The organism is Streptomyces sp. LZ34 (genome assembly GCF_053890475.1).
In genome coordinates, this window is record NZ_CM132680.1 from 3,677,116 (window position 1) to 3,703,295 (window position 26,180).

The 26,180-nt window shown below is 71.0% G+C and carries 24 protein-coding genes and 4 pseudogenes; 11 read left to right on the forward strand and 17 right to left on the reverse strand.

Annotation, left to right across the window (positions count from 1 at the left end):
- Positions 1 to 3 precede the first annotated feature (3 nt).
- The 12 genes from ACWY4P_RS14205 to ACWY4P_RS14260 form a co-directional block, all read right to left on the reverse strand.
- The gene (locus ACWY4P_RS14205) at positions 4 to 942 is read right to left on the reverse strand and encodes a TauD/TfdA family dioxygenase (protein WP_456210909.1); all 939 of its coding nucleotides are present in this window, start codon (positions 940 to 942) and stop codon (positions 4 to 6) included.
- Positions 943 to 965: 23 nt separating this feature from the next.
- Complete coding sequence (locus ACWY4P_RS14210) at positions 966 to 2,189, reverse strand: MFS transporter (protein WP_456210910.1); 1,224 nt, start codon at positions 2,187 to 2,189, stop codon at positions 966 to 968.
- A 166-nt stretch (positions 2,190 to 2,355) separates the two neighbouring features.
- Positions 2,356 to 3,336, reverse strand: coding sequence for an SAM-dependent methyltransferase (locus ACWY4P_RS14215; protein WP_456210911.1), 981 nt, complete (start codon positions 3,334 to 3,336; stop codon positions 2,356 to 2,358).
- Positions 3,333 to 4,493, reverse strand: a complete 1,161-nt coding sequence (locus ACWY4P_RS14220) for a pyridoxal phosphate-dependent aminotransferase (RefSeq protein ID WP_456210912.1) — start codon at positions 4,491 to 4,493, stop codon at positions 3,333 to 3,335. The genes ACWY4P_RS14215 and ACWY4P_RS14220 overlap by 4 nt, the downstream gene beginning before the upstream one ends.
- Positions 4,490 to 5,089 (reverse strand): 3-isopropylmalate dehydratase small subunit, encoded by a 600-nt coding sequence (leuD, locus tag ACWY4P_RS14225; RefSeq protein ID WP_456210913.1) that lies wholly within the window; start codon positions 5,087 to 5,089, stop codon positions 4,490 to 4,492. The genes ACWY4P_RS14220 and leuD overlap by 4 nt, the downstream gene beginning before the upstream one ends.
- Positions 5,086 to 6,492 (reverse strand): 3-isopropylmalate dehydratase large subunit, encoded by a 1,407-nt coding sequence (gene leuC / locus ACWY4P_RS14230; protein ID WP_456210914.1) that lies wholly within the window; start codon positions 6,490 to 6,492, stop codon positions 5,086 to 5,088. Before leuC ends, leuD begins: the two co-directional genes overlap by 4 nt.
- Positions 6,489 to 7,676, reverse strand: coding sequence for a LeuA family protein (locus tag ACWY4P_RS14235; protein WP_456210915.1), 1,188 nt, complete (start codon positions 7,674 to 7,676; stop codon positions 6,489 to 6,491). Before ACWY4P_RS14235 ends, leuC begins: the two co-directional genes overlap by 4 nt.
- Positions 7,677 to 7,731: 55 nt before the next feature.
- Complete coding sequence (locus ACWY4P_RS14240; protein ID WP_456210916.1) at positions 7,732 to 8,769, reverse strand: GNAT family N-acetyltransferase; 1,038 nt, start codon at positions 8,767 to 8,769, stop codon at positions 7,732 to 7,734.
- Positions 8,766 to 9,032 (reverse strand): phosphopantetheine-binding protein, encoded by a 267-nt coding sequence (locus ACWY4P_RS14245; RefSeq protein WP_456210917.1) that lies wholly within the window; start codon positions 9,030 to 9,032, stop codon positions 8,766 to 8,768. Before ACWY4P_RS14245 ends, ACWY4P_RS14240 begins: the two co-directional genes overlap by 4 nt.
- 4 nt (positions 9,033 to 9,036) lie before the next feature.
- Positions 9,037 to 10,560, reverse strand: coding sequence for an amino acid adenylation domain-containing protein (locus ACWY4P_RS14250; RefSeq protein ID WP_456210918.1), 1,524 nt, complete (start codon positions 10,558 to 10,560; stop codon positions 9,037 to 9,039).
- The gene (locus ACWY4P_RS14255) at positions 10,557 to 13,601 is read right to left on the reverse strand and encodes an isoleucine--tRNA ligase (protein ID WP_456210919.1); all 3,045 of its coding nucleotides are present in this window, start codon (positions 13,599 to 13,601) and stop codon (positions 10,557 to 10,559) included. The genes ACWY4P_RS14250 and ACWY4P_RS14255 overlap by 4 nt, the downstream gene beginning before the upstream one ends.
- Positions 13,602 to 13,919: 318 nt before the next feature.
- On the reverse strand, positions 13,920 to 14,132 hold the full coding sequence (locus ACWY4P_RS14260; RefSeq protein ID WP_456210920.1) for a hypothetical protein: 213 nt from the start codon (positions 14,130 to 14,132) through the stop codon (positions 13,920 to 13,922).
- A 115-nt stretch (positions 14,133 to 14,247) separates the two neighbouring features.
- Between ACWY4P_RS14260 and ACWY4P_RS14265 the strand changes: the two genes are divergently transcribed.
- The 6 genes from ACWY4P_RS14265 (at position 14,248) to ACWY4P_RS14290 (ending at position 19,040) form a co-directional block, all read left to right on the forward strand.
- Complete coding sequence (locus tag ACWY4P_RS14265; RefSeq protein ID WP_456210921.1) at positions 14,248 to 14,688, forward strand: NUDIX domain-containing protein; 441 nt, start codon at positions 14,248 to 14,250, stop codon at positions 14,686 to 14,688.
- Between the two features lie 130 nt (positions 14,689 to 14,818).
- Positions 14,819 to 15,874, forward strand: coding sequence for a helix-turn-helix transcriptional regulator (locus ACWY4P_RS14270; RefSeq protein ID WP_456210922.1), 1,056 nt, complete (start codon positions 14,819 to 14,821; stop codon positions 15,872 to 15,874).
- Positions 15,875 to 16,103: 229 nt separating this feature from the next.
- Positions 16,104 to 16,592: a hypothetical protein gene (locus ACWY4P_RS14275; RefSeq protein WP_456210923.1), complete on the forward strand. Its 489-nt coding sequence runs from the start codon at positions 16,104 to 16,106 to the stop codon at positions 16,590 to 16,592.
- Positions 16,593 to 16,818: 226 nt separating this feature from the next.
- Complete coding sequence (locus tag ACWY4P_RS14280; RefSeq protein ID WP_456210924.1) at positions 16,819 to 17,034, forward strand: hypothetical protein; 216 nt, start codon at positions 16,819 to 16,821, stop codon at positions 17,032 to 17,034.
- 146 nt (positions 17,035 to 17,180) lie between these two features.
- Complete coding sequence (locus ACWY4P_RS14285; RefSeq protein ID WP_456210925.1) at positions 17,181 to 17,453, forward strand: helix-turn-helix domain-containing protein; 273 nt, start codon at positions 17,181 to 17,183, stop codon at positions 17,451 to 17,453.
- 6 nt (positions 17,454 to 17,459) lie between these two features.
- The gene (locus tag ACWY4P_RS14290; protein ID WP_456210926.1) at positions 17,460 to 19,040 is read left to right on the forward strand and encodes an AfsR/SARP family transcriptional regulator; all 1,581 of its coding nucleotides are present in this window, start codon (positions 17,460 to 17,462) and stop codon (positions 19,038 to 19,040) included.
- Between the two features lie 5 nt (positions 19,041 to 19,045).
- Here the strand turns inward: ACWY4P_RS14290 and ACWY4P_RS14295 are convergent.
- Positions 19,046 to 19,207 (reverse strand): annotated as a pseudogene (locus ACWY4P_RS14295) (pirin family protein); the annotation flags it as partial.
- A 742-nt stretch (positions 19,208 to 19,949) separates the two neighbouring features.
- Between ACWY4P_RS14295 and ACWY4P_RS14300 the strand changes: the two are divergent.
- Positions 19,950 to 20,602 (forward strand): annotated as a pseudogene (locus ACWY4P_RS14300) (site-specific integrase); the annotation flags it as partial.
- 104 nt (positions 20,603 to 20,706) lie between these two features.
- Here the strand turns inward: ACWY4P_RS14300 and ACWY4P_RS14305 are convergent.
- The 3 genes and pseudogenes from ACWY4P_RS14305 to ACWY4P_RS14315 form a co-directional block, all read right to left on the reverse strand.
- Positions 20,707 to 21,171, reverse strand: coding sequence for a hypothetical protein (locus tag ACWY4P_RS14305; RefSeq protein WP_456210927.1), 465 nt, complete (start codon positions 21,169 to 21,171; stop codon positions 20,707 to 20,709).
- Between the two features lie 339 nt (positions 21,172 to 21,510).
- Positions 21,511 to 21,828, reverse strand: a pseudogene (locus tag ACWY4P_RS14310) (helix-turn-helix domain-containing protein); the annotation flags it as partial.
- A pseudogene (locus ACWY4P_RS14315) lies at positions 21,825 to 22,109 on the reverse strand (type II toxin-antitoxin system RelE/ParE family toxin); the annotation flags it as partial. The pseudogenes ACWY4P_RS14310 and ACWY4P_RS14315, both read right to left, overlap by 4 nt.
- 8 nt (positions 22,110 to 22,117) lie before the next feature.
- Here ACWY4P_RS14315 and ACWY4P_RS14320 point away from each other — a divergent pair.
- The 3 genes from ACWY4P_RS14320 (at position 22,118) to ACWY4P_RS14330 (ending at position 23,889) form a co-directional block, all read left to right on the forward strand.
- Positions 22,118 to 22,471 (forward strand): hypothetical protein, encoded by a 354-nt coding sequence (locus ACWY4P_RS14320; protein WP_456210928.1) that lies wholly within the window; start codon positions 22,118 to 22,120, stop codon positions 22,469 to 22,471.
- Between the two features lie 220 nt (positions 22,472 to 22,691).
- Positions 22,692 to 23,303: an RNA polymerase sigma factor gene (locus ACWY4P_RS14325; protein ID WP_456210929.1), complete on the forward strand. Its 612-nt coding sequence runs from the start codon at positions 22,692 to 22,694 to the stop codon at positions 23,301 to 23,303.
- On the forward strand, positions 23,281 to 23,889 hold the full coding sequence (locus ACWY4P_RS14330) for a hypothetical protein (RefSeq protein ID WP_456210930.1): 609 nt from the start codon (positions 23,281 to 23,283) through the stop codon (positions 23,887 to 23,889). Before ACWY4P_RS14325 ends, ACWY4P_RS14330 begins: the two co-directional genes overlap by 23 nt.
- A 561-nt stretch (positions 23,890 to 24,450) precedes the next feature.
- Here the strand turns inward: ACWY4P_RS14330 and ACWY4P_RS14335 are convergent.
- Positions 24,451 to 25,449: a pirin family protein gene (locus ACWY4P_RS14335; protein WP_456210931.1), complete on the reverse strand. Its 999-nt coding sequence runs from the start codon at positions 25,447 to 25,449 to the stop codon at positions 24,451 to 24,453.
- Positions 25,450 to 25,609: 160 nt separating this feature from the next.
- On the opposite strand from ACWY4P_RS14335, the gene ACWY4P_RS14340 reads away from it, so the two are divergent.
- On the forward strand, positions 25,610 to 26,119 hold the full coding sequence (locus tag ACWY4P_RS14340) for a carboxymuconolactone decarboxylase family protein (protein WP_456212921.1): 510 nt from the start codon (positions 25,610 to 25,612) through the stop codon (positions 26,117 to 26,119).
- The last annotated feature ends 61 nt before the right edge of the window (positions 26,120 to 26,180 follow it).

Consider the following 26,180-nt stretch of genomic DNA (forward strand, 5'->3'; position numbering starts at 1 on the left):
GGGCTAGCGGATGCGGAGCCGCTGGAGGTGCCGCCGGCTGCGCGGGGGCGCCGTCGCACCGGCGGTTCTGCCGTGGAAGTAGTACGTGTTGTCGATCACGACGAGCAGTCCCCGCCGCCACCGCACGCCCGCTGCCGGCTCGGGCTCGTACATGGCGGCCAGCAGTTCGCGCAGCGCTCCGTTGACCGCTTCCCCGTCGGTGTGGGGTCCGGTGTGCGTCCACTGGAGCTCTTGGTCGAGGAAGTCACGGAAGGAGAACACCCAGTGGCCGTCGACGCGACGCGCGACCGGCGGGGCTTCGGGGCGGTCGCGGTAGCGGGTGCGCGACAGCAGCTCGAGTGTGTGCGGTGCCAGCCTGCGCGCCACCTCCCGCATGGGCACGAGCACCGTCATCGCGTGTTCCGCGTCATCCCCTGGGGCGACGCACATCAGCACGATGTACCGGGGCTGCTTCGCCAGGGCGGCACCGCTGCTCTCCGAGTGCAGGGAAAGCGAGTTCCTGGCGAAGGGCTGCAACGACACGTCCGGCGTGGGCGCGTACTCGCTGCGGAGGTTGAGGACGATTCCGTCCTCGACGTAGGGCTGCACCGCGGGGTCGGTCTCCGGAACCGCCGTGCCCAGGAAGCCGCCGAGGGCGACGAACCGGTCGTGGGGCAGTGGCTCGTCCAGTTGGACGGCGGCCAGGCCCCGCTGCCACAGTTGCTCGGCCACCTCCCGGTGCAGGGCGTCGCCCCCGGCGGGTCCGTCGTTCGGAGTGTGCGACGCGTTCGGGCCGGGCAGCCGCCTTCCGTTGCCCAGCAGCACCTCTCGTGCGGCGACATGGGGGTCGGACGGTGACGCGCGGAAGCTCCCGTGGGTCACGGCCTCCCGCGTCGTCGGACCGACTCCGCGTGACGGGGGCAGGCTCTGGGCTCCCGGGCGTGCGGGGGCGGGCTGTTTCATGCCTCACTCCTTGGGTCGGTGGGTCAGCCGCTGGGGATCAGGGACGCTTCGGCGCGGTTGCGCTCGGCCCAGGCGACGACGGGCCTCATGGCAAGGCCGGCCGCGACGAACAGGACCGCCGGCACCAGCCAGCCGAGGGCCCCGCCCTTGATGACGGTGACGGTCAGACAGGTGGGGGCGATCATCACCGCCACCGCATAGCCGGTGAAGAAGAAGCCCTGGTACTGGCCTTGCCGATGGGGCGGGGCGAGGCCGAACCCGATAGTCCACGCCGCCGCCGAGAAGACCATCTCCCCGTAGGCGTGGACGCCTCCGGCCAGCAGGAGGAACACCGCCGAGAGCAGTGCGGCGTGGGTGGCGGAGGCAGCGAAGAGCACGCACGCCGCGGCCAGCACGAACCCGGCCAGCCTTGTCGCACGCACCGCGCGGGGCAGGTCCGGTACGCCCTTGGCGATCCGCACCTGGAAGGCGACCACGCTCGCCGTGTTGACCAGGAACAGGACGGTCACCATCCACCGTGGGGCGTCCGTGTGACGGGCGATCCACAAGGGGATCACCACCTCCAGGAGCACCGCGTGCAGCGACAGAATCGCGCTGAGGGCGGTGACCAGGGCGAAGGGCCGGTCGCGCAGTACGGCCAAGCGGTGTTCGCCCGCTGCCTTCGGGGCCGGCGGCACGGCGGGCAGGGCGGTCAGCACCAGGCCCGACGCCAGGAATGACACGGCGTCCAGGACGAGGACGGTGCGCAGGGCCGCCGGGGAACCCAGTTGCAGTGCCACACCGGCGAGGCCGGCGCCCACCGCCACCCCCACGTTGGTGACGGACCGCAGATAGGCCCGGGTGGCCACGAGGTCCGCGCCGCCCAGCGTGCCCGCGATGGCCGCCTGAAGGGCCGCCCGGCTTCCCCGCTCCAGCACGATGAAGGCGCTGGCCGCCAGGAGGAACTGAACGAAGGTGCCGACGAAGAGGTATCCGGCCGCCGCGGCCCCGTTCAGGGCGACCAGGACCGCGGTCGTCCCGCGCGGGCCCTTGCGGTCCGCGAGGTGCCCGAGCGGAATGCCCGCGAACAGGCCCACCGCTCCGGCGATGGTGAGCCCCAGCCCCCATTCCGTGACGGACAGTCCCGCAACCGTGGTGAAATACAGGGCCGAGCATGTCATGAACGCGCCCTGGCCCATGGTCATGAGCAGGGTCGCAAGAGCCAGGATGCGGCCCGATCCCGGGGCGGGAAGAATTCGGCTCAGCACGCGGATCACGCTAGCGACAGCTCCAGAATTGCCGGGGAATCGTCATGACACCGGGTGAATTCGCGACGGTTCCCGGCCAATTACCTTGTATTGACCGGTCCGTTGTTACGTCTCGGACCGTACGGGCGGTTCCGCCCCGGCGTCGGCCGGGACGGAACCGCCGGTGTCAGGACAGCGGCTTGCGGACCAGCACCAGTCGGGAGCCGGGCAGCCGGCCGGGCACGATCCGCGCCACCTCGAAGCCGGCCTTGGTGAACGCCTCACCCCAGTCCTCGCCGCTCATCATGTGCTGCGACATCAGGGCCTGGGTATAGACGTACTCCGGGCTGAAGTACTCGGCGGTGTTCTCGGACCGCTCCGGCGGCGCGATCTCGGCGGTCAGCACGTGCGCCCCGGGCGGCAGCCGCCGGCACAGTCCGGACAGGTAGTGGACGAGCGTGTCGTGGCCGTGCTCCAGCACCTCGTGCATGAAGAAGAAGGCGATGACCAGCTGCACCTCCTCCAGCCGGGGCACGTTGTCCACGTCGGTGGCGTCCACCTCCACGATGCCGATCCGGTCGGCCAGCCCCGCTTCGGCGACCTCCTGCCGCGCCTCGGCGCAGGACGCGGGGCTGATGTCGTAGCCGACGCCGTCGGCGTCGGTGGCCCGGCACAGGTCGATCAGGAAGTGCCCGTTGCCGCAGCCGATGTCGGCGATCGTGTCGAACTCGATGCTGTGCAGGATCTCCATCAGCTCGGTGCGCAGGTCGGCCGCCCCGATCAGCGCGCTCCCCACGGCGACCCAGCGCAGGTCGCGCTCCACGTCCGCGCCGAACTTCCGCTCCTTGGCGAGCAGCGTGTCCAGGGTGTTCAGCGCGTCGCCGTAACCACCGGCCAGCCACAGCAGGTAGCCGCGCTCCCGGTAGAGGTCGCGGCCGGTGTCGGTGAGCACATAGCGCTCGCCCTCGGCCCGCACGACACCGCGTTCGGACAGATAGCGCCAGGTGGCCGCGGAGAGGAACTCCTCGTGCCCCAGCTCGGCCGGCACGACGCCGTGCTCGGCGAGCTGGTCGAGCACGCCGAGCTTCTCCAGGGCGGAGAGGACGGCGCAGGTGGTGTACGCGCGCATGATCTCGAAGACGGGCCGGTCGGTGGTGTGCTGTGTCACGGTGCGCTCCAAACTGGGGTGCGAAACGAGGCGAGGCGGCCGTCCGCCTCATCGAGGAAGTTCATGCTGCGGTTGAAGGCCACGCGCACGTGTCCGGCTCCGGCCGTGGCGTCGACGTGGAACAGGCTGCCGGGCGCGACGAGCACGCCGGCCTCGCGGATCAGTTGCCGGGCAAGGGAATCGCCGTCGGTGCCGGCGGGCACGCCGGCCATCACGTAACAGCCGCCGTCGGGAACCGTCGCGTGCAAACCGATGCCACGCAGCATGCCGACGACGCGATCGCACTGGGCCCGCAGGTCGTCGGCCGGTGCCGCGAACAGCGGATCCTCGGCCGCCGCTTCGGCGACGGCGGCTTGCAGGGGCGCGGGGGCGCCGGCGCACAGGGTGGCATGCACCTGCCGGGCAACGGCGGTCAGCCGGGCGTCGGCGCACAGGTAGCCGAGCCGCCAGCCGCTGACCGCATGGCTCTTGGACAGGCTGCCGACGAGCAGCCGTCGTCCGGCGAGGTCCGGCACCTCGAGCACGGACTGGTGCGGCTTGGTGAAGGTGAACCCCCCGTAGATCTCGTCGGAGATCACGACGGCGTCCCACTGCCGGCACAGCCGGGCGATCTCGGCCCACTCGCCGGGGTCGAGCATGTGCCCGGTCGGGTTGTTGGGCGTGCTGACGATCACTGCCCGCGTCCTCGGCCCGAACGCGGACCGCAGCTCGTCCGGGTCGAACCGCCACTCGGGGGCCCGGCAGCGGACGAACCGCGGCACGCCGCCGGCGAGCACCACGGCGTTGACGAAGTTCTCGTAATAGGGCTCGAAGATCACCACCTCGTCACCGGGGTCGAGCACGGACAGCGTGGCGGCGGCCAGCGCCTCCGACGCGCCGACGGTGATCGTCAGCTCCGTGTCCGGGTCGACGTCACCGGGCAGCGTTCCGGCGATCCACCGTCGCAACAGGGGATGGCCGGCGGCGACCTCGTACTGGTTGCGGCCCGCACGCACCGCCCGGCACGCGGCCTCGACGGCCACGGGCGAGGGCTCCGGGGCGCCGGGCACGCCGAGCGCCAGATCGAGCGCGGCGGACCGGTTCGCCTCGGCGAGCAAGTCGAACATCCGGCCCGCGATCAGCCTGCGGACCCGGGCGGAAACCCTGGGAGAGGTCACTTCTCCACCTCCTTCAGTCCCGGCAGCCAGTACCGCCGCCTCGACTCGTACGCCGCGATCTCCGGCTCCCGGCGCAGCGTCACGGCGATCTCGTCGAGACCGTCGAGCAGCAACCGCCGGGACCGCTCGTCGACAGCGAACCCGCACCGGCGCGGACCGTGCCGGACCTCGCACGCGACGAGATCGACGACGACCGTGGTGGCCGGGGCGGTGTCGACGGCGTCGGACAGCTCGGCGACCGCCTCGGCCGGTAGCTCCACCGCCAGCAGGCCGTTCTTGAAGGCACTGCGGCGGAAGATGTCGCCGAAGCTGCTGGCGATCACGGCCACGAAACCCCAGTCGCGCAACGCCCACACCGCGTGCTCGCGTGAGCTGCCGGTGCCGAAGTTGCTTCCCGCCAACAGAATGCTCGCGTGTGCGGCCTCCGGCCGGTTCAGCACGAACCCGGGGTCGGTCCGCCACGCGGCGAACAGCGCGTCGTCGTAGCCGGACTTGGTCAGCCGCTTGCAGAACTCCGCCGGAACGATCTGGTCGGTGTCCACGTGATCGCGGCGCAACGCGACGCAGCGGCCCTCGTGCGTGGTGAACGGCTTCATCGCGCACCCGCCAGCTCCGCCGGGCCGGTCAGCCGGCCCGTCACCGCGGTGGCGGCGGCCACGGCCGGCGACACGAGATGCGTACGCGTCTCGTCTCCCTGCCGGTGCTCGTAGTTGCGGTTCGACGTGGAGGCGCAGCGCCGGGGACCGGCGAGCCGGTCCGCGTTCACGCCGACGCACATCGAGCAGCCGGAAAGCCGCCACTGCGCGCCGGCTTCGGCGAACACCGCCGCCAGCCCTTCCGCCTCGGCCTGCGCGCGGACGGCCGCCGAGCCGGGCACGACCAGCATCCGCACCCCCGGGGCGACCGTGTGGCCGCGCAGTACCTCGGCCGCGGCGCGGAGATCCTCGATCCGGCCGTTGGTGCACGAGCCGAGGAACACCGTGTCGATCTCGATGCGGTCGGTGCGGGTTCCCGGCTCAAGCCCCATGTACGCCAGGGCGCGTTCGGCGGCGGCGCGTTCGCTCTCGTCGGCCAGTCCGGCGGGATCGGGCACCAGGTCGCCGAGCGGCACGGCCTGGCCCGGGTTGGTCCCCCAGGTGACGAAGGGCGCGAGGTCGCCGACGTCGATCGCCACCGTGCGGTCGAACTCCGCGCCCGGGTCGGTGCGCAGGTGTGTCCAGTACGCCACGGCGTCGTCCCAGGCCCGGCCGGCCGGCGCCTGGGGCCGGGACGCCAGGTAGGCCGACGTGGTCTCGTCCGGGGCGATCAGGCCGGCCCGCGCGCCGGCTTCGATCGACATGTTGCACATGGTCATCCGGCCTTCCATGGACAGCCGGCGCACCGCGTCGCCGCGGTACTCCAGAACGTGCCCGTGGGCGCCGTTCGCCCCGATCCGCGCGATCACCGCGAGAATCAGGTCCTTGGCCGTCACGCCCGCGGGCGGCTCGCCGGCGAACTCCACCGCCATCGTCCGGGGCCTGGCCAGCTCCAGGGTCTGGGTGGCGAGCACATGCTCGACGTCGCTGGTGCCGATGCCCAGGGCCAGCGCGCCGAACGCACCGTGCGTGGACGTGTGGCTGTCGCCGCAGACGACGACCATGCCGGGCTGCACGAGTCCGCGCTCCGGCGCGACGACGTGCACGATGCCCTGCCGCCGGTCGCCGAGCCGGAACAGCTCGATGCCGTGCCGGGCGCAGTTGGCGCGCAACGCGTCCACCTGCGCCCGGCTCATCCGGTCGGTGATCAGCAGCGAATCGGTCGGGACGTTGTGGTCCTCGAGCGCCAGCGTGAGATCGGGTCGGCGGACGCGGCGGCCGGCCGAACGGAGCCCGTCGAACGCCTGCGGCGAGCTCATCTCGTGGATCAGGTGCAGATCGATGTAGAGCAGGTCGGCCACGCCCGGAGTGCCGGCCACCACGTGGTCCTGCCACACCTTGTCGAACAGCGTGCGCGGTGTCATGAGACCAGCACTCCGGGCGCGGTGAGTTCGTGCTCGATGACCACGCGGAGGTCGCGCAGGTCCATGCAGGAGCCGCCGGTGCGGCCGGCGACATGCTGCGCGTATACGCGGTTGACCAGCGCCTCGTCCGGGGCCAGGCCCATCTCGCCCATGACGTGCCGGATCACCGCACGGCCGGAGTGCCGCCCGACCAGCATGGTCCGCTCCCGGCCGAACACCGTCGCCTCCACGAACTCGTACGTGCTCGGGTCGCGCAGCATGCCTGCCTGGTGGATGCCGGCCTGGGTGGCGAACGCGTTGACACCGAAGATCGCCTTGTTGCGCGGCGCTGACAGCCCGATCGCTCCGCGGAGCACATCGAACGCCCGTTGCAGGCCCTGTGGCCGGGCCGTGGTGCTGCGGCCGACCGCCTCGCGCTTGTACACCAGCACGGCGATCAGCTCCTCGATCGCGGTGTTACCGGCCCGCTCGCCGACGCCGCCGAGTGTCGCCTGCACCTCGTCCGCACCGGCGGCGACACCGGCCAGGGCGTTGGCCAGCGACAGCCCCATGTCCTCGTGGCAGTGCGTGGCGATGGTGGTCCGGGCCGGCACCCAGGAGCGGATCCGGCCGATCAGCGCCCCGTACTCGGCCGGCATCATGCAGCCGGTGGTGTCGGCGACGACGACCGTGTCCGCGCCGGCCTCGATGGACCGTTCGATCAGCGGCCGGAGCAGGTCGTCGGTGCCGCGGGAGGCGTCCTCGATGGCCAGTGTCACGTGCTCGGCGCCGAGTGAGCGGGCGTAGCCGATGGCGTCCACCACCTCCGCCTGCGCCTCGGCCCGGCTGATGCCGCGCTTGTGCTTCAGGTGTATGTCGCTGCCGGTGGCCATCACGCCGAGGTGGTGCCGCCGCGTGCCGCCGGCCTCCACGGCGAGCCGGACGTCGTCACGCACGGCCCGGTTCAGCGTGGCCACCGACGCCGTGGTCAGCGCGTTCGCGATCCGCCGGGTCGCCTCGAAGTCGACCGGGGACGAGCTGGGGAAGCCGGCCTCGACGACGTCCACGCCGATCGCCTCGACGGCCAGCGCCAACTCCAGTTTCTGCTCGACGGTCATGGCGTTGCCCGGTGCCTGCTCGCCGTCGCGCAGGGTGGTGTCGAACAGCGACACCTTCGGCAACCGGGGCTCGGTTACGTCGGACATGACGATTCACTCCTCAACTCGGGCGGTGGCTTCGCTGCCCGGCGCCCGCGCTCCGTCACCGCCAGGCGCGGCCGGACACGCCGCGCATGTCCCAGGAGCCCGCGCGGTCCGGATCGGGCAGTCCCCGGGGCACCGGCGCGCCGGTCTCCCGGATCATCAGGTTGGGCAGGAACTTGTCCCTGGTGAACCGGCCGACCGGCTCGTCCGGCTCCGCGCCCAGTTCCCACAGCAGGGTCCTCCGCGACGGCGGCAGGTCCCGCGTCCACAGCAGCACCACCCGGCCGGGCAGCAGCTCGTAGGCGGTGCGCACCAGGTCCGCGAACACCTCGTCGGACACGGCCTCCACGTCCACGATCGTGGTGGGGGTGTCGCCCTCGTCGGTGTCGAGCGCGGACCGGTGGCCGATCAGGTAGCCCTGCGGGTCATCACCGGCGACGAGGTGGAAGTAGCGGGCCAGCGGATTGCCCGCCCGCCGGCGGAAGTACGTCTCGTCCCGGTCGGCCCGCAGGCGTCCGTCCACGGGCAGCCGGCGGACCACCGCGGCCATCGCGGCGATGTCGGTGGACGGCAGGCACCGCAGCGGCAGCCCGGACGCCTCGCCGTACGCGATCGGCCGCTGGTGCCAGGCCATGTCCGTCAGGACGGCCTTGTCCCGCCGCAGCGCCGCCTGTCCCCAGGGCCCGACCTCGCGCCAGCCGCGCAGCAGCATCGCCGGGCCGGCGCCTTGGTCGCCGAAGTCCAGCAGCCACGGCACGCCGCCCTCGCGCAGCATGGCCCGCGCCTCGTCGAGCATGAGGTGGAACAGCGGGCCGCCGCGGTGCTCGGGGTAGATGACCGTCTCGGACACGCAGGGCAGCACGAGGCGCCGGTCGCCGGCCCGCCACGACGAGCCGAACACGCCGACCATGCCGGCCAGTTCGCCGTCCTTGCGGCCGACCACCGAGTAGCGGCCGTCCAGGTACGGATTCGAGCGGTACTTCCAGTCCAGGTAGGACGCCGTGCCGGCGGCGCCCGCGCCGAGGAAGCTGTCCTGCAGTGCGACGATCTCCGCCCGGTCGGCCTCGGTGGCCGCGCGGATCTCGTACCCGGTCATGCCGCGCCCCGTTTCGCCAGCACGAACCGGGCGATCAGGGTCAGGGTGCGGAAGTTCTCCAAGCGCATGTCGGCGGCGCCGATACCGATGCCGAACTCCTCCTCGAGCTCGGCGAACAGCGTGATGAAACCGGATGAATTGATCACCCCGGTGTCCACCAGGTCCATCGTGCGGTCGGTGACATCCAGCAACAGGGAGTCCCCCAGCCGGACCAGCAGTCGGTCGACCACGGCGTTCTCGTCCAGCCGTGCAGCGGCCTCCATCGCCTCATCCCTCTTCCGCGGCGAACTGCCGCCGTATTGCCATCAGGTCGGTCTTTCCGTTGCTGTTGACGGGAAGCTGGTCCAGCACGAGCCAACGGGTCGGCACCATGTACGGCGGCAACCGCCGCGCCAGGGTGGCGCGCAGCTCGGCGGTGGTCAGCTGCGCGCCGCCGGTCACGGTGTAGGCCGCGCAGATCTCCGGCCCGCCGCCGCGGCCGGGCGCGGTCACCACGGCCCCGGCCGCCACTTCCGGCACCGAGTGCAGCGCTGCCATCAGGTCGTCCAGCTCGACCCGATAGCCGCTGATCTTCACCTGGCGGTCGGCCCGGCCCTGGAAGCGCAGCACGCCGTCCGGCCCGATGCGGCCCAGGTCCCCGGTGCGGTAGGCGCGTTGCCCCGAGCCCGGCGGGAGCTCGACGAACGCGCGGGCGGTGCGCTCGGGCGAGCGCCAGTAGCCGGGTGTCACGCCGACACCGCCGATCACCACCTCGCCGACCTCGCCGGCCGGCAGCACGCGCAGCTCCTCGTCCACGATGGACACCCATTCGCCCGGGATCGGAACGCCGACCGGCAACGGCTCGGCCGGCGGCTTCGACACGGTGTGGTACGTGCTGGCGATGGTCGTCTCGGTGGTGCCGTAGACGCCGAGGAAGGCGGCGTGCGGGACCTTGCGGAGCCAGTACGACACGTCCTCGGGCGGGAACACCTCGCCGCCCCACAGGACGCGCCGCAGATCCGGCAGCTCGTACTCGCTGAGCACATCCCGGCGGGCGATCGCGCTGAGCACAGACGGCACCGACAGGAACTGCGTGATCCGCGCGTCCTTCAGGAATTCCACCAGCAGGCCCGGGGTCAGGCTCGCCGACTTCGGCACGAGGTGCAGCTGCGCACCGGACAGCAGTGCCGCGTAGACGTCCCACAGCGAGCCGTCGAAGTGCATCTGGAGGTGGCAGGAGATCCGCTCGTCGGCGGTGATCCCGAAATGGCCGTTGGCCCACCGGACGTAGTGGACGATGCCCTCGTGGGTCAGCTGGACGCCCTTCGGCTCGCCGGTCGACCCCGAGGTGAACAGCAGGTACGCCACACCGGATGCGCCCGCCTCGGCCTTTGGCGGCACCGCCGGTCCGCTGTCGTCCGGCACCAGCAGCCGGGTGATCGTGCCGGCTGGCACGGCGTCGGTGAGTTGCGCCGCCAGTTCGGCGCGCTTGCCGTCCGAGATCAGCACACAGGGACGGACCTGCGTCACTATCGTGCCGAGCCGGGCCGCCGGGCTTGCCGTGTCCAGCGGGACGCAGACGCCGCCCGCCTTGAGGACGCCGAGCAGGTACACCAGCATCTCGATGCTCTTGGGCACCAGCAGGCAGACCCGGTCGTCGGGCCGCAGACCGCCGGCGAGCAGCGCGTTGGCCGTCCGGTTGGCGGCGAGGTCCAGCTCGCCGTACGTCACCCTGCGGTCCTCGTCGACCACCGCGATCGCGTCCGGCGTCCGCGCCGCCTGCCCGGCCACCAGCGCTTCGAGCCGGGTCATGTCGCACTCCCCCGTCGCACCGTGTGAACACCCACCCGAACCGCCGCGCCCTCGCCGATCCGCCCGGCGAACCCGCCCGGCACCGGCCCGAAGTCCAGCCGCTCGGCCGAGGTCTCGGCGAGCACCAGGTCGCGGTGCGCACGCATCCGCGCCCCGTACTCGCCGTCCACCTCGACGACCAGCGAAACCGGCTCGCCCACGTCGAAACCGGCGGCCCGGCGGGCCTGCTGCACGACGCGCACCAGGTCGCGGGCGAGGCCCTCATCGGCCAGCTGCTCGGTCACGTCGGTGTCCAGCACCAGCAACCCGGTGCCGTCGGGCAGCGCGGTCACCGCGGCGGTGCCGTCGGCGGCCACCCGCTCCTCGTATTCGCCGGGCTCAAGCGCGATCCCGGCGGCGAACACCGCGCCGGACTCGTCCTTGGACCAGTCGCCCGCGGCGGCCGCGCGGATCACCTGCTGTACCCGGGCGCCGAGCCGCGGGCCGGCCTGCCGTGCGTTGACGACGAGCTGCCACCGGCCGTGCGCGGCGACGTCCGTGCTGAACTCGACGTCCTTGACGTTGTTCTGGTCCCGCAGCAGATCCGCGTACGGCGCCATGTCCGCGACATCCGCCGCGGCCACCACGAGTCGGGACAGCGGCTGCCGCAGCCGCAGGTGGTGGCTTTTGCGCTGGGCCAACGCCGTGGTCAGCACCAGCCGCACCCGGTCCACCACGCGGACCAGCTCGGGGTCGGCGGGCAGCTCGTCCGGGGACGGCCAGTCGGTGAGGTGCACCGACAGCCCGCCGGTCAGGCCACGCCACACCCGTTCGCCGATCATCGGCAGCAGCGGGGCGAGCAGCCGGCACAGTACCTCGAGCGCCGTGTGCAGCGTGTCGACGGCCTCCCGGTCGCCGTCGGCGAACCGCTGCCGCGAGGACCGGATATAGAAGTTGGTCAGCATGTCCAGGTGGCCGTGCAGCAGCGAGCACGCCTTCGGCACGTCGTACTCGTCCAGCGCCCTGCCGGTCTCCTCGACCAGGATCCGTGTCTTGGCGAGCAGATACCGGTCGAACCGGTGGCCGGCGTCCGTGCGGGTGCGCCCGTCGACGCCGCCGGAGTAGAGGACGAGGAACGACCAGGTGTTCCACAGGGGCAGCACCACCTGCCGCAGCGCCTGCCGACTGCCCTCCTCGCTGACCTCCACATCGATCGCACGCATCAGCGGGGAACTCATCAGGAACCAGCGCATGGCGTCCGCGCCGTCCCGGTCGAACAGGTCGTTGACGTCCAGGTAGTTCCCCTTGGCCCGGGACATCGCCTGCCCGTCGTTGCCGAGCACCGTGCCGAGCACCGTGCAGTCGGTGAACGCCGGACGGTCGAACAGGGCCGTGGACAGCACGTTCATGTTGTAGAACCAGCCCCGCGTCTGGGCGTCGTGCTCCACGACGAACTGGCCCGGCGAGTTCGCCTCGAACCACTCGGCGTTCTCGAACGGATAGTGCACCGAGGCGTACGGCATGGCGCCGGTCTCGAACCAGCAGTCCAGCACGTCCGGCACCCGGCGCATGGTGGACTTCCCGGTCGGGTCGTCGGGATTGGGCCGGGTCAGCTCGTCGATGAAGGGGCGGTGCAGGTCGGCCGGGCGCACACCGAAGTCGCGTTCGATCTCGTCCAGCGAGCCGTACACGTCGGTGCGCGGGTAGGCGGCGTCGTCGGACATCCACACGGGGATCGGCGCGCCCCAGTAGCGAGTCCGGGAGATGTTCCAGTCACGGGCCTGGGCGACCCACTTGCCGTACTTGCCGTCCTTGATGTGCTCCGGCTGCCAGGTGATCCGCTTGTTCAGCTCCAGCATCCGGTCCCGCACCTGGGTGACGCGCAGAAACCAGGACGGGATCGCCTGCTGTACCAGCGTGGAGTCGCAACGCCAGCAGTGCGGGCGGGAGTCCTGGAACGGCCGGCGGGACACCAGCGCGCCGGACGCGGCGAGCAGGCCGAGCACCACGGCCGAGGACTCCAGCACCGTCAGCCCCGCGACCGGTGGGGCGTCGGCGGTGTAGCGGCCGGTGGCGTCGACGAGGTGGACCGCACCGAGCCCCTCCGCCTCGGCGAGGGCGTGGTCGCGCTCCTCGAAGCACGGCGTGACCGGAACCGCATGGCCACTCCCGTCCACAGAGGAGGATGCGATCACCTTGTTGGCCCGGCCGGCCGCGAACGGGAACATCGGCTCGAAGGCGCGGCCGACCAGCTCCTTGCCGGTCGGCGTGCGGACCGTCCCGTCGGCGACGACCTCGTACGCGGCGTCGGGATCGACGGCCACGGCGACCATGCCCGGGAGCGCCCACGGGTGGTCCGTCGCCACGCGGAGCAGCTCACCGGTGTCCAGCCGGACGGTCACCACGACGGCCGTACCGTCCACGTCGCGGTGCGTGTCCGCGCCGTACATCCGGCCGCTGCTCTCGTTGTTGGCCAGGGGCGTCTCACAGTGCGCGCAGTACCAGGCGATCGAGTGCCCCTGGTAGATGAGCCCCTTGTCCCACAGCGTCTTGAACGCCCACAGCACGCTCTCGGTGTAGGTGATGTCATGCGTCCTGACGACGTCGTCCAGGTCGACCCAGCGGGCCTGCCGGTTCACATAGGCCCGCCACTGCTCGGTGTAGCGCGTCACGGTGCCGCGGCAGACGTCGTTGAACTCCTTGATACCCATCCGCTCGATGTCGGACTTGGCGGTGATGCCGAGCTGCCGCTCCGCGTCCAGCTCCGCCGGCAGGCCGTGGGTGGTCCAGCCGAAGCGGCGCTCGACGCGGCGTCCGCGCATGGTCTGGTAGCGCGGAACCACGTCCTTGGCGTAACCGGCCAGCAGGTGACCGTAGTGCGGCAGTCCGATCGCGAACGGCGGCCCGTCGTAGAACACGAATTCGCCGGCCGCGGTGTCCCGCGGCCGCACCGACCTCGCGAACACGTCGTTCGCCCGCCAGTGGTCGAGCACCGCGAGCTCGATATCGGGGAAATGCGGCCGCGCCGGCACGCCGCCCGACCCGTCGTTCGGATAACCCATAGCCGGAACACCTCGCCGATTCAGATCAGCAATACGGGGGCAACGATAACCACGCCCACCGCCGGGAACGGTAATCCGACAGCCATCGGCGACGGCCGGCGGAATTGCGCCGGAATGACCGTCGAATTACCGCGGTCGGCTGCCTTTCGGGGCATGCTGGACCGGCGTGCGGCCCGGGCACCCGGCCGACCGGCGAGGGCCGTGCGAGGTCGCCCGGCCGGCCCGGCCATCGGGCCCGCCGTCAACGGGGCCGCCCGTGGCCGCGTCACGCCGAAGCCGGCCCCGCATAAACCCTGGGGGACGGTCAGGGGCGGGCGATCAGCGCCTCTCGCAGTCCATTTCCGCGAAGTCGATTCTTTCCGGTGACGCCATGGTCGCGGCGGCGGCGATTACCGGCGAATGGGCGGGCGTTTCGGCATTCACCTTTCCCCATTCGCCGTGTTTGCTGTATTCGCTGTATTCGCCGTATTCGCCGGAACGGGATTCGTCTGCCGCCGCATGACGAGAGGGTGGGAGTTTCGTGGGGTACACGCGCGGACGCCGCGTCACACACTGTCCGTACTGCGGAACCGCCTGTGCCGAGGGCGCCGGGTGGCCGAGGGACTGCTCCGGCTGCGGCGAGACCCAGTGGCACAACCCCCTGCCCGTGGCCGTCGTCCTGCAGCCGGTGGCCACCGCGTCGGGCCGGCTCGGCGCGGTCGTGGTGCGCAGGGGCGTCGAGCCCGCTCTGGGCCGGCTGGCGCTGCCCGGCGGCTATGTGGAGGTCGGCGAGACCTGGCAGGAGGGCGCCGTACGGGAACTGCGGGAGGAAACGGGGCTGGTGGCCGATCCGGATCGGGTCCGCCTCTTCGACGCGCACTCCACGAGGGACACCCTCCAGGTCTTCGCCCTGCTGCCGGTGCGCGAGGCCGGGACGCTGCCCGAGGCGGTACCGATGCCCGAGACCGTCGGATGGCAGGTGCTCGACACGCCGGGCGAGCTCGCGTTCGACAGTCACACAGCTGTCTTGGCCAGACTTCTGTCCGAGGCCCGCCCCGCGGGACCGGATCCGAGTGAACCTCTGCACGGCGCCGGTCGTATGCCGTAGGAGAGACCTTCTCACCGCACCCCCAGGTGGAAGAGAAAAGAAGCAAGATGCTGCTCATATATCGGCTGCCCGGTGTCAGACCGTCCGACGGTCCGTCAGCGCCCTCCTCCCGGAGACCAGGGGAGCGCCCGTGAACCTGCCTCTCCAAGAGGCCCTCCGCGGCCCCTCGTATCTGAGTGAGGCCGAAGTGGCCGTCTATTCCTGCGTACTGAGATACCAGCAGGTGGGCATGGAACGCCTGGCCGCCTCGTCCGAGCTGGAATTATCCGAGGAAGAACTCGGCTCGGCCGTCGGGAGGCTCAGGCAACTGGGTCTGCTGCGCTCCCACTCGAAGGACCCGGCGCTCCTGGTGCCCGTCGACCCGGACCTGGCCGCCGCCGCGCTCACCGCCCCGATCCGGGAGTCCCTGCAGGAACAGCGGCGCCGCCTGGATCAGATCAGTGTCGAATTCGGCCGACTGCGCGCGCGCTTCCTCGAAGGAAGGCGCCGTCCGGCCGACAGCATCGAGATCATTTCGCATCTGGACGAGGTCCGCGCCGCCTTGAACCGTGCCTCCAACGAGTGCCGGCAGGAGGTCCTGAGCAGCCAGCCCGGCGGCGGGCGGTCGCCGGAAGTACTCCAGGAGGCGATGAGCCGTGACACGGCGCTGCTCGCCCGGGGAGTGCGGATGCGCACGCTCTACAACCACACGGCCCGGTTCAACGCGCCGAGCCAGGCATATGTGGCCGTGCTGTCCGGCCTGGGCGCCGAGTACCGGACCGTCCACGATCCGTTCGGCCGGCTGATCGTCTTCGACCGGGACCTGGCGTTCATCCCGGACGAGGAGGGCGGCCTGGGGGCGGTGATCGTGCGGGAGCCGTCGGTTGTGAGCTATCTGTGCTCGGTGTTCGAAAACGCGTGGGCCCACGCCCGGCCCTTCTCGGACGCCGCGGCGGACGGCCTGGAATCGGTGTCCAAGGAGCTGGACAGGACGATCCTCCGCTTACTGGCTGCGGGCTGCAAGGACGAGGCGATCGGCCGCAGGCTGGGCATGTCGGTGCGCACCACGCGCAAGCACGTCGCCGACATCATGGACACTCTCGGCGCGGTGAGCCGGTTCCAGGCGGGAGTCCTCGCCGCCCGGGCCGGTCTGCTGGATCAGGACGAGAACGGGCCGGGCACCGGTGCGCGGGGGGCGGCCCGGTAGGCGGGAGCCCGCCCGCCATCGGCATCACGGGGTGTACGAGGCCGCGACGGCACGCGCCGTCGCGGCCTCGCGCCGTCATCGCGCCGTCATCGGGGCGTCATCGGGGCGCGGGTGTCACGCCTTCCCGGGACCGCGAACACGGGACTGGCGGTCCGGGGCGCGGACCGGCGAGGATGCACTGCGCTTCCACGGCGGCCACGAGAAGCGATCCCGACAGCGGAGGGCAGCGGTGTCCGCGACGGACTGGGAAGTCTTCCTCCGCGACATCGCGCTGTGCCTGTCGGCGTATCAGGACCGGGGTCCCGCGGTGGTCTGGCCCGAACGTGCCCACGCCGTCCTCCGCGGCCTCTGCGGGGAGTACGGCGGCGAGGCCGGCACCGGTTGGCGGTCCGCGCCCCTCGGTACCCGCGCGAACCGGCTGGCCGCCGATCTGAGTCAGCTCATGGGCTACGCCGTCGACGCCTTCGAGCACACGCTGCCCGCCGGAAGGGCGCTCGCCGTCGAGCACCGCGGCACCGCTGTCCTGATCTTCTCCCTCCGTGGCGGGGCGCGGTTCCGCATCGAGCGCCCGGGCAGCCCGGACGGCGAGCGCGGGGGGATCGAACTGCGGCTGCGGGCCGGGGAGATCTTCTACGTTCCGGCAGGCCACACGTGCACGCTCGACAACGCCGGCGCCGACTGCCCGCTGCTGCTGCTCGCACTCCACGCCACCCCATGACCCCGCCCGGGCGGACGGCGGGGTGCCGCGGACGTCCACCCGCCGATCAACGCCCGGATGATTCCCTTCGCCCCCTTATGGACACCCCTCGCTTTGCTGCCCGGCACGTTGGTGAGCGGAGGGGCGCGTGGTGCGCGCCCCTCCCCCGAGCCATGATCGATGCGTCAGCCCAGGGCCGATCACCCCCATCATCCGCACCGGATTCCATCCACCGGAGGCCATGACCATGAAAAAGCTGTCCCTTCCCGCCGCCGCGGCCGCGATCGCCGCGCTGGCCCTCCCCCTCGCTCTGAGCGCGGCCTCGAAGGCGACCGACACCCGGGCCGGCGCCGAGCCGCGGCCCGCGCACACGCTCACCGTTTCCTCGGACGGGGAGGCCCGGTTCGTGATCGACGCCGATTCCCCGGACGACGATGACACCGGCTGGGGGCGGCACCGGTAGGCCGCCACCGACCGGTTCACGGCGATCGACCGGCCGAACGCGGGCCACGGGGGCGATACGCGACGAAGCCCGGCAACGCCGCCCCGGCGGCGTTGCCGACCGAGCTCGTCCGTACCGCGAGGCCACAAGAGAGGCCGCTCACCACCATGAGACCACTCGACCGTCATGCGCTGACGTCGCTCAGCGACCGCGAACGCGAGGTGCTGTCCTGCATCCTGAACGGACACACCTACTCCTCCGCCGCGCGTCTGCTGGGGCTCAGTCCGCACACCGTCGACACGTACATGCGTCGCATCCGGGCCAAGGCAGGGGTCACCAATCGCATGCAACTCCTGCGGCTCGCGATGAGCGGCGCTCTTGGTGAGGACACGGGGGACACAGGGGGGACACGGGGACACGCGCATCCAGACAGAAGGTGAAGTTCCGTGGAGTTCCACTTGCTCGGGCCCCTGACGGTGATCGACGACGGAGTGCCGGTGCCCCTGGGCGGAGTGATCAAACGAGGCGCGCTCGCCCATCTGCTCATCCACGCCAACTGCGCGGTGCCCACGAGCGGGCTGCTGACCGCCCTGTGGCCCGGCGACACCCCGCTGACCGCCAGGAAAATGCTGCAGAACGCGGTACGGGCCCTGCGCCGGGTCCTGTCCTCCGACCCCGCCCGCCACCGGGGCTCCGGCGGGCGGGCGGCACTGGTGACCGACGCCCCGGGCTACCGGCTCCGGGTCGACCCCGAGACGATCGACCTGTTCCGCTTCCGGCAGGCCGTGGAGCGCGGACACGCCGATGTGGCGGCGGGCTCCTACGAGTCGGCGGCCGGCGTGCTGCGGGAGGCCCTGGGGCTGTGGCGGGGAGTGGCGCTCGCCGACCTCGTCGAGGACGGCCTCGTCTGGCCGGAGCCGACCGCGTGGGAGAACACCCGCCTCGACGCCCTGGAGGCCCTCTTCGAGGCCGAGTTGGCGTGCGGTCGTCACCAGGCGGTGCTCGGCGAGCTGCACGCGGCCGCCGCCGCCGAGCCGACGCGGGAGCGGCTGAGCTGTCAGATGATGCTCGCCCTGTACCGCTGCGGCCGGCAGACCGACGCGCTCGCCGCCTACCGCCGCATCCGGGTCGAGCTGGTCGAGCGGTACGGCCTCGAACCGACCCGCGAGATGCAGAAGCTGGAGCGGCAGATCCTCGAACACGCGCCGGAGCTCGACCCTCCGTCCCGTCCCGCGCTGATCAATGTGGCGACCCTGCCCAGGACCGACACGGTGCGGGGAACCCCTGCCCCGGGCCGTGCGGGGCTCACCGCCGTCCGCGGGCGCGCCCCCCGGCCCCACCGGCTGAACGACTTCACCGTGGAGCGCAAACGGATCACCCTCGTATGGGTGCGGCACACCCTGGAGGGCCAGGGGCACGACGCGTTGAGCGTCCAGGACGGCCTGCGCGAGGCCGAGAAGGCCGTGCGCGAGGAAGCCGAACGGTTCGGCGGGACGATGGCGCACGCGGTCGGGCCGCTCTTCTCCACGTTGTTCGGCCACCCCGAGACGGGTGAGGACGACGCGGCCCGAGCGGTACGGGCGGCGTTCGCGGTGCGCGACCGGCTCACCGCCGGGAGCGCCGGGCCCGCGCCCGTGGCCCCCGCCGCGCGAGCGGGCCTCCATGTCGCCGTGGCCACCGGGGACGCGTACCTGCTGTTCCGCCACGGGGACGCGGACGCCGCCCCGAGGGTGACCGGGGAGGTGGCGGACAGATGTTTCCGGCTGCTGGCGCTCGCCCCCCAGGGGCAGGTGCGCGTCTGCGAGGTCACCCGCCGGGCGAGCGAACCGGACATCGCCTACCGCGTCGGCCCGGAACCGCCTGACGGATGGGAAGCGGTCCGGATCCGCAGACAACGGAACGACGGTGCCGGTGCCGATGCCAGTGCGGCCGGCCCCTGGAGCGGCCGACTCCGGAACACCCCGGACTCCCCGCCCACGCCGCCCGCCGACGGCCCCGGCCCGACGCTCCCTCAGGTCCCGGCCTGAGGGACTCAGAGCACCTGTCCCCGCGGCTTCAGCGGCACGTTCGGCAATTCGGGAGCGGGCAGCCGGTCCCCGTCGTAGCCGTTCACCTCTCCGAAGCGCGAGCCGGTCATCCAGTCCTCGCGGGCCTGGGCGATGTCCTTATTGCTGCGGCCGATGAAGTTCCACCACCATTTTGTCGCGCGACATTTCCGCAGGTCAAAGGCTTGAAAGTCGAAGGAAGTCAGCAAAAGTCAGCATTGGTGTCACCCGACTACTGACTTTCAAAACATGGTGCCGTGACGGCTGACAGGTGCTGATCCCGGCCGTATGCCGTCTTCACGAGGTATGCGCGGGGTGGCGGGTCGGCTGCCAAGCGCCGCGCGTTTCGGGAGCGCTTGCGGATGGAGACGAGTTCCTCCCGGTTGAACCGGGGATACAAACAGAGCCCCTCGTGGCGCACACCGTGCGCTCGACGGGCCAGTGGTGCTGCCGCCCCAGCCGGGCCGAGCACCGACACCTGCGGGGTGGCAAACCGCGCCAGCGTCGAGGGTACGTACGTGATGACCGCGTCGTCCGAGACCCAGCTGGCCTGGTCCCCGGAGGGCGAGGAGTTCACGGTCGGGCAGCTTCGCCGGACCAAGGTTCTCCGGGGGCCGCCAAGGCTCACACCGTGACGCTTGCGCTTGGCCTTGGCGGCATCCGGGGGTTCCTGGTACGCCTCCGGTGACCGAGCGGCGAGGGACCCTTCCCGTGCCCTGCCCATCCACTACGACGAAGCCGCACCCGTACTCGGCCCCCTGCCCCTCGGAGAGAGGGCCAGGGTCTGGGGCAGAGCCCAGGGTGGTTCGCTGTGCTGGCTGTTGCGCGCCCAGACCGGCGGAGTCGTCGGTAAACGGGGCGGAGGCAGGAGCGGGCGGCGGCCCCGCGGGGCCGGAGCGCGCGCGGCCCGCGACAGCGGGCCGCCTTGACGCTGCCCGCACCGACCGGCTGCATGCGCTGTATGAACTCTCGCTGCGCACCGGACTCCGCAAGGGCGAACTCCTCGGCCTCCAGTACCTCGATCTCAACGCAGGCACCGCAACCATCCGCCGCTCGCTCCAGCGCGCCCGAACCGGCGGCCTTACCCACCTGCCCACCAGACCCGGGCATCCGAACGCCGATTCATGCTCCCGACCGAATGCCTCCACTCCCTCAAGGAGCACAAGGAGCGGCAGGCCAAGGAACGCGAGACCGCAGGGCCGAGCTGGAGAGACAACGGCCTCGTCTTCACCACCCAGACTGGTCGGCCGCTCGACCCTGCCAACCTCACCCACCGCTTCCGCGGCTTCCTCGATCGGGCCGGGCTCCGCCGTATCCGCTTCCACGACCTCCACCACTCGACCGCGACCCTGCTCCTGGAACAGGGCGTCGACCTCGTCGTCATCAAGGAACTCCTCGGCCATGCCCATATCGATGTCGCCGCCGGCGTCTACGCCCACGTCCGACTCCGCCTCCAACGCCAAGCCATCGACACCATGGGCCGCGCCCTCGGTCAGAACGACGACGGCCCTGACACCCCGCCCGCCGCAGCCGTCGTCCGCTGACGTTCCCGTCAGCGTTGCCGTCAAAAGCCCCAGAGGCCCCGCCGGAAATCACTCCGGCGGGGCCTCCGTATATCACTCTGCACTCATTCCGAGAACAGTCCGAGCTATTCCGGCAAGATTTGCCGGACCACCGGATTCGCAGCCAATCCAGGGATCTTAGAAGTCAGACACGAATACGCCTCTCGGAGGAAGCTGGAGAAAGAACTCGCGAGTTCTTCACGATCGACAGTAACCCGCCAGGGCCGTTTCGATGAGGTCACGGCAATGAGATCACCGTCGCGACGCAGATAAATAACCTCTTCGCTCTCTGTAAAGTCGAACACCGCATCTTCTCCTGATGAGATGCACCTCTCCGCATGAGAGAGCGAAAGGGCCAGGTCCACGAGCGTCACAAACCTTCTCTTTGAGATGACCTCCACGCCGTCTACGACCATTTCGACATTGACACCGAAGCGCTTGTAGCGAAGATCAATCTCTGCAAGACCCGCAGGATCGCCCTGCTTGACCCCCTCCCAGGTTCTCCGCCGGGGCGAACCCGGCTCCGGGAGAGAGAAGGAAAGACGAATCATGGCTTCTCCTTGCCGGACCTCCCACCTAGAACGAAAAGGCGGTCACGACTTTGCCGTCATTCACGATCACACGGATTCCAGTCAAGTCTCCGCCCCCATTTGCCGGACCAGCCTTGCCGATGGAACTACCGGGACCAAAGCCCCATTCGCAAATCTGAGCGGGTCGCCCATTCGTGTTCGACTTGGGGGTGTCGCGATTGATGGTGTCAACGACCCTCTGACGGACCTTCTTCTCCTTGCCGATGAAGATGCCCGCCTCGTCGTCGACCAACGCACCACCGGGCCGGTGGCGGTCCAGAATATGCTGCCAGCCCCCGTTTTCCAGCGCCGCAGTTCCGCAAATTCTACTCGAATTGTGAAAGGGGTGAGGTTGATGGTCAGGTCGGCGTCGAGAGCACGGGCCAGGCGTCGCAGAAGGGGGATGGTGGGGACGGTGCCGCCGCCTTCGATGCGGGAGATCTGGGGTTGCTTCATGCCGCAGCGCTCCGCGAGTTCGGCCTGGGACAGGCCGAGGGCGGTGCGCCGGTCGTAGACCATCTGGCCGAGGTCGTGAGCCAGTTCGGCCTCTTCATAGAGGCGGTCGTACTCGGGGTTGTCCTCGGCTGCTTCGCCCAGGAGCTTGCGGTGGCGGCGGGTCTTCCACTCGGCATGGTTCATCGCAGTTCCTCCTTGATGTCGCGGCTGTAGACGGCGTGTTCGGCGGCCGGTTCGTGGCGGGCCTCGCAGGCGGCCTGGGCGGCATGGGCGCGTTCCACCTCCGCCGTCTCGCGCATCCTGGTTTTGCGGAACACTGTCAGGAGCACGATGCGGCGGCCGGGAGCGATCCAGTAGGTGATTCGCTGGGCGTTGCCGTCGAGGTCGAAGCGCAGCTCGCGGAGCTTGCCGCCGAGATGGCGAGTGTAGGGCTCGCCGAGCGTGGTGGCGTTCTCGGCGAGCCGGTACGAAGATGGCGCTGGTCGACCAGCCCCGGGTCGAGCTGGGGCACCGCTATGTCATGGCGATCACGTGGGAAGAGGCCGCATGTTCCCCCGGTGACGCCGCGGAACCCGCTCAGTGGCATGGACTCGGCGAGGGCTCAGAGCTGCCGTTCGACGGAGGTGTCATCGGCCAGGGCGAGTTGGAAGGACGTCCCCGCACGGCCGCACAGGCACGCAGCACGCGGGAGGCCGGGGATGACGCCGGGCTGGAGGACCAGTTGGCCGGCCGCGGCGAGGAGGCACTGGTCCAAGCGCTGGAAGCGGCTCAGCCACGCGAGCCGGAGGCCTTCGGCCCCACACGGCCGCGTGTCAACTGCGGCTGATCTGCGGACTACCAGGGCGCGGACTGCCGGGACGCCCTGAGCCCGGCGACATGACAAAGATCCCGATGCGGTAGCTCGGCCATTGGTCTGTCCCGCGCCCCGGCGCGGGACAGACCAATGCCCCGAAAGCGCCCCTCCGTACGGCTGAACGTTCCAGGGTGCTGCTCCGTCATAGGAGGGACAAGACGCCCGCCACAACAGGGACAAGGAGGGACGGCTCATGACCCAACGCCGCCGCACTGCACGCCGCGCCCGGCGGCACGCGGACGCCGCCCACCCCCACGAGCCGGACGGGCACACGCCCGGCTCGCAGTCGCTCGATGGGACCGACATAGACGTGGCACGTGTGCGCGCGATCCTGGCACTGGGCGGCGTGCCGTGGGGCGACCTGGACGACGGCGTGCAAGAGGTGCGGCTCAAGCTGCTGGAACAACACGCCGATCGCGGTCGTGCTGTCATCCGCGACGCCTCCGCGTGGAGCAGCGTCGTCGCCGCCCGCGTCGCTGTCGACTGGCACCGGGCCGGTGCCCGCGACGACGGGCTCCATGCCCGCCTCGCCGCCCGCTGGGCGCGACAGCCCGCCGCCGAACACACCCAAGAGGACCGCACGCTGGCCCTCGCGGTCGCGGACGGACTCGGCTCCCTGCCCCACCACCAGCGCCAAGTACTGACACTGCGCTACTACGCCGATCTGCCGGTGCGCGACATCGCACAACTGCTCGGCATCCCCGAAGGCACGGTCAAGAGCCGCCTGCACACGGCCGTGGCCGCGCTGCGCACCCGGCTCCACGAGACGGAGGTGATCCACGGTGACCGAACCGACCGAGACTGAGGAGACCCGGCTGCGGCGGGCATTCACACTGATCGGGGAGGAGGCCGGGCGCCCCGACCCCGCCGCAGCCCCAGCTCCGTCGCCCTCTACGGTCACAGCGACTCGCCCGCCTCGCCCGCGGCAGCGCGTCCGGGCGGTGCTCGCCGTGGCGGCGGCCGCCTGCGCCCCCGCCATCGCCGTGATAGTTGCCGTCACCACCGGCGGCGACTCCGGGAGCCAATCCGACGCCACAGGCCGGGGACAGACCTTCCCGCAGGCCCTGGCCTGTGCGACGAGCATCGTGGAGGGCGACCTCACCTCGGCCCGGCCAGCCGGCCAAGGCCGTGTACAGGTGACCATGTCCGTAGACCGGTGGTTCAAGCCCGGCAAGGGACCCACCACGACACAGTTCGACCTCGCCGATCCCACCGTCGCGGACCCCGCCGACGCCTACGCCACCGGAGACCACATCCTCCTGCTCGTCCCCCGGCGGCAAGGCCAGATCGCCGACGCCTACCACGGCAAGGAGGTACCCCCGATGCGCGAGCGGATCACCCGCACCCTGCCAGAAGCCGCCCACACCACCTGCCCCCCGGAATTCCGCTGAGGGGCACAGGCATCTGCTGGTAAGTGCGGTCCCGCGCTCTCCTGCTGTGCTTCCCGGGGCGAGGGTTCCGGAGTGCTGTGCAACCGCGGCCTCCCGCGCCTGGGCGCTCCCCGCGGGGAGCGCCCAGGCGTCGTTAGCCACCTCGAACCCGGCCCTATCTTGTGGCTTCGTTCGAACAGCCGAACTGCCACAAGTACCGCCTTGTTCGGTTGCTACAACACCACGTGGTCACAGGGCGGCCCCACCTTCCCTCACAAGGACCCGTCAGAGCTCAGGGTTAGCATCGATCGTGACGCCGCCGAGTCGGCACGCTTCCCACGAACGGCTGAGCAGCCGGAATAGGCCGCACATCGATCCTGACAGGCCATCAGTAAAGTCAGCATCGGGTCAGCATGAGGCCGCCTAAACCCGCCCACAGATGCCCACACGCTGGAATCCCCGTTGGTCGGACCGAGCCCGAGGAAGGGAGTGGCACCAGGTCTCGCCCAGCATGTGAGCGACCTGCGGGCGAGTCGCGGCAGCGCCTCACCCCGAGTGACCACTCCCTCAGATTCCCGCAGGTCAGCGCGCGTTTCCGCGCGGATTCAGCGGCACGGTCGGCAGCTCGGGAGCGGGCAGGCGGTCTCCGTCGTAGCCCTTCACCTCACCGAAGCGCGAGCCGGTCATCCAGTCAGACCGGGCCTGTTCGATATCGTCTTGGGACCGCCCGATGAAGTTCCACCACATCACGATCCGCTCGCCGAACGGCGTCCCGCCGAGCAGCACCATGCGGGCGGCGGAGTCCGTGGTGTTGGTCAGCTCGAGCGTCCCGTTTCCTGGGGCGAGGTAGCCGAGCTCGGCGGGGCTCAGGAGCGTATCGGCCATGCGGACCTCCCCGCGGTCGAGGAGGACGCCGTGCTCGAAGCGGGGGTCGATGGCCAGGCTGACCGTGGCGTGCGGCTCGAGGGTGAGTTCGGCGCCCAGCAGGGGGCTGAAGGTGGGCACCGGTGAGGTGTCGCCCGCGAGGGAGCCGAGGAAGACCCTGACCTCGCCCACGGGCCCGTCCCCGGCCGCCCCGTCCCCGGCCAGGGGGATGGGGCTCGGCACATAGTGCTGGAAGTCGCGGTCGGTGTGCCGGTGCGCTTCGGGCAGCGCCACCCACAGCTGTACGCCGTGCAGGACCGTGGTCCGGGCGGTGGAGACCTCGGAGTGGCTGATCCCGTGGCCGCCGGTCATCAGGTTCAGCTCGCCCGGCCGTACGAAGGCGTGGCTGCCGAGGCTGTCGCGGTGCTCGATCTCCCCGCTGAACAGCCAGCTCACGGTCTGTAGACCGGTGTGCGGATGCGGCGCGACGTCCATCCCGCCGCTGGCGGCGACGTCGTCGGGGCCGTAGTGGTCGGCGAAGCACCAGGCGCCGATCAGCGTCCGGGCCCGCTGTGGCAGGGTGCGTCGTACCGTCATGGCGCGCGGGCCGCCCAGCGGGACGTCGCGCGGGGTCAGCACCTCCACCCGCGGGGCGGCCTCTCCCTCAGGGGAGGCACCGCAGCGCTGCACGGCGGGCTGGGTCTCGGTGTTGCTCATGGCGCGACGCCTCCCAAGCGGGTGATAGTTGTACGCTCAACAATAATACCGATGATAGATCGACACCTCGGTGAGGTGCGCAACATACCGGAAGCGGCCGAAGCGGCCCGATGAAGGAGTTCAGGTGACTGACACGGCAGCGACCTCCGCGGCGGCCTCCATCGACAAGGCGGCCCCCGCCGAGGGGCGGGGCAGTCGGGTCTTCGTCGACAAGCAAAGCCCGCAGGCCTACGGGGCGCTGGTGCAGACCGCCGAGGCGGTCCGCACGACCGCCGCCGAGGCCGGGCTCGACCGGCAGCTCGTGGAGCTGGTCAACCTGCGCGTGTCCCAGGTCAACGGCTGTGCTTTCTGCCTCAGCCTCCACACCAAGGCCGCGGTGCGGGCCGGTGAGACGGCGCAGCGCCTGGGCGTGCTGGCGGCGTGGCGGGACACCGAGGTGTTCACCCCGCGGGAGCGGGCCGCGCTCGCCCTGGCGGAGGCGACCACCACCCCCGCGGACGCCGCCGCGCAGGAGGCGGCCTACGGTGACGCGCGCCAGGTGCTGAGCGACGACGAGATCTCGGCGGTGATCTGGGTGGCGATCGCCATGAACGCGTTCAACCGGGTCTCGATCATGAGCAAGCACCCCGTACGCCCGGTCCCAGGACCGCGGCAGACGCCTTCCGCATAGGCCCTGTCCTGCGGCCACGCGACGGAGCCGCGCAGCGCCGCGTGGCCGCCGCGGGCGGCAA

Coding starts and splice junctions, on each gene's coding strand:
- ACWY4P_RS14305 (WP_456210927.1), bottom strand. CDS start 21,171: ATGATTCGTCTTTCCTTCTCTCTCCCGGAGCCGGGTTCGCCCCGGCGG.
- ACWY4P_RS14280 (WP_456210924.1), top strand. CDS start 16,819: ATGAAAAAGCTGTCCCTTCCCGCCGCCGCGGCCGCGATCGCCGCGCTG.
- ACWY4P_RS14285 (WP_456210925.1), top strand. CDS start 17,181: ATGAGACCACTCGACCGTCATGCGCTGACGTCGCTCAGCGACCGCGAA.
- ACWY4P_RS14255 (WP_456210919.1), bottom strand. CDS start 13,601: ATGGGTTATCCGAACGACGGGTCGGGCGGCGTGCCGGCGCGGCCGCAT.
- leuC (WP_456210914.1), bottom strand. CDS start 6,492: ATGACACCGCGCACGCTGTTCGACAAGGTGTGGCAGGACCACGTGGTG.
- leuD (WP_456210913.1), bottom strand. CDS start 5,089: ATGAAGCCGTTCACCACGCACGAGGGCCGCTGCGTCGCGTTGCGCCGC.
- ACWY4P_RS14250 (WP_456210918.1), bottom strand. CDS start 10,560: ATGACCCGGCTCGAAGCGCTGGTGGCCGGGCAGGCGGCGCGGACGCCG.
- ACWY4P_RS14320 (WP_456210928.1), top strand. CDS start 22,118: ATGGCGCTGGTCGACCAGCCCCGGGTCGAGCTGGGGCACCGCTATGTC.
- ACWY4P_RS14325 (WP_456210929.1), top strand. CDS start 22,692: ATGACCCAACGCCGCCGCACTGCACGCCGCGCCCGGCGGCACGCGGAC.
- ACWY4P_RS14245 (WP_456210917.1), bottom strand. CDS start 9,032: ATGGAGGCCGCTGCACGGCTGGACGAGAACGCCGTGGTCGACCGACTG.
- ACWY4P_RS14335 (WP_456210931.1), bottom strand. CDS start 25,449: ATGAGCAACACCGAGACCCAGCCCGCCGTGCAGCGCTGCGGTGCCTCC.
- ACWY4P_RS14235 (WP_456210915.1), bottom strand. CDS start 7,676: ATGTCCGACGTAACCGAGCCCCGGTTGCCGAAGGTGTCGCTGTTCGAC.
- ACWY4P_RS14240 (WP_456210916.1), bottom strand. CDS start 8,769: ATGACCGGGTACGAGATCCGCGCGGCCACCGAGGCCGACCGGGCGGAG.
- ACWY4P_RS14205 (WP_456210909.1), bottom strand. CDS start 942: ATGAAACAGCCCGCCCCCGCACGCCCGGGAGCCCAGAGCCTGCCCCCG.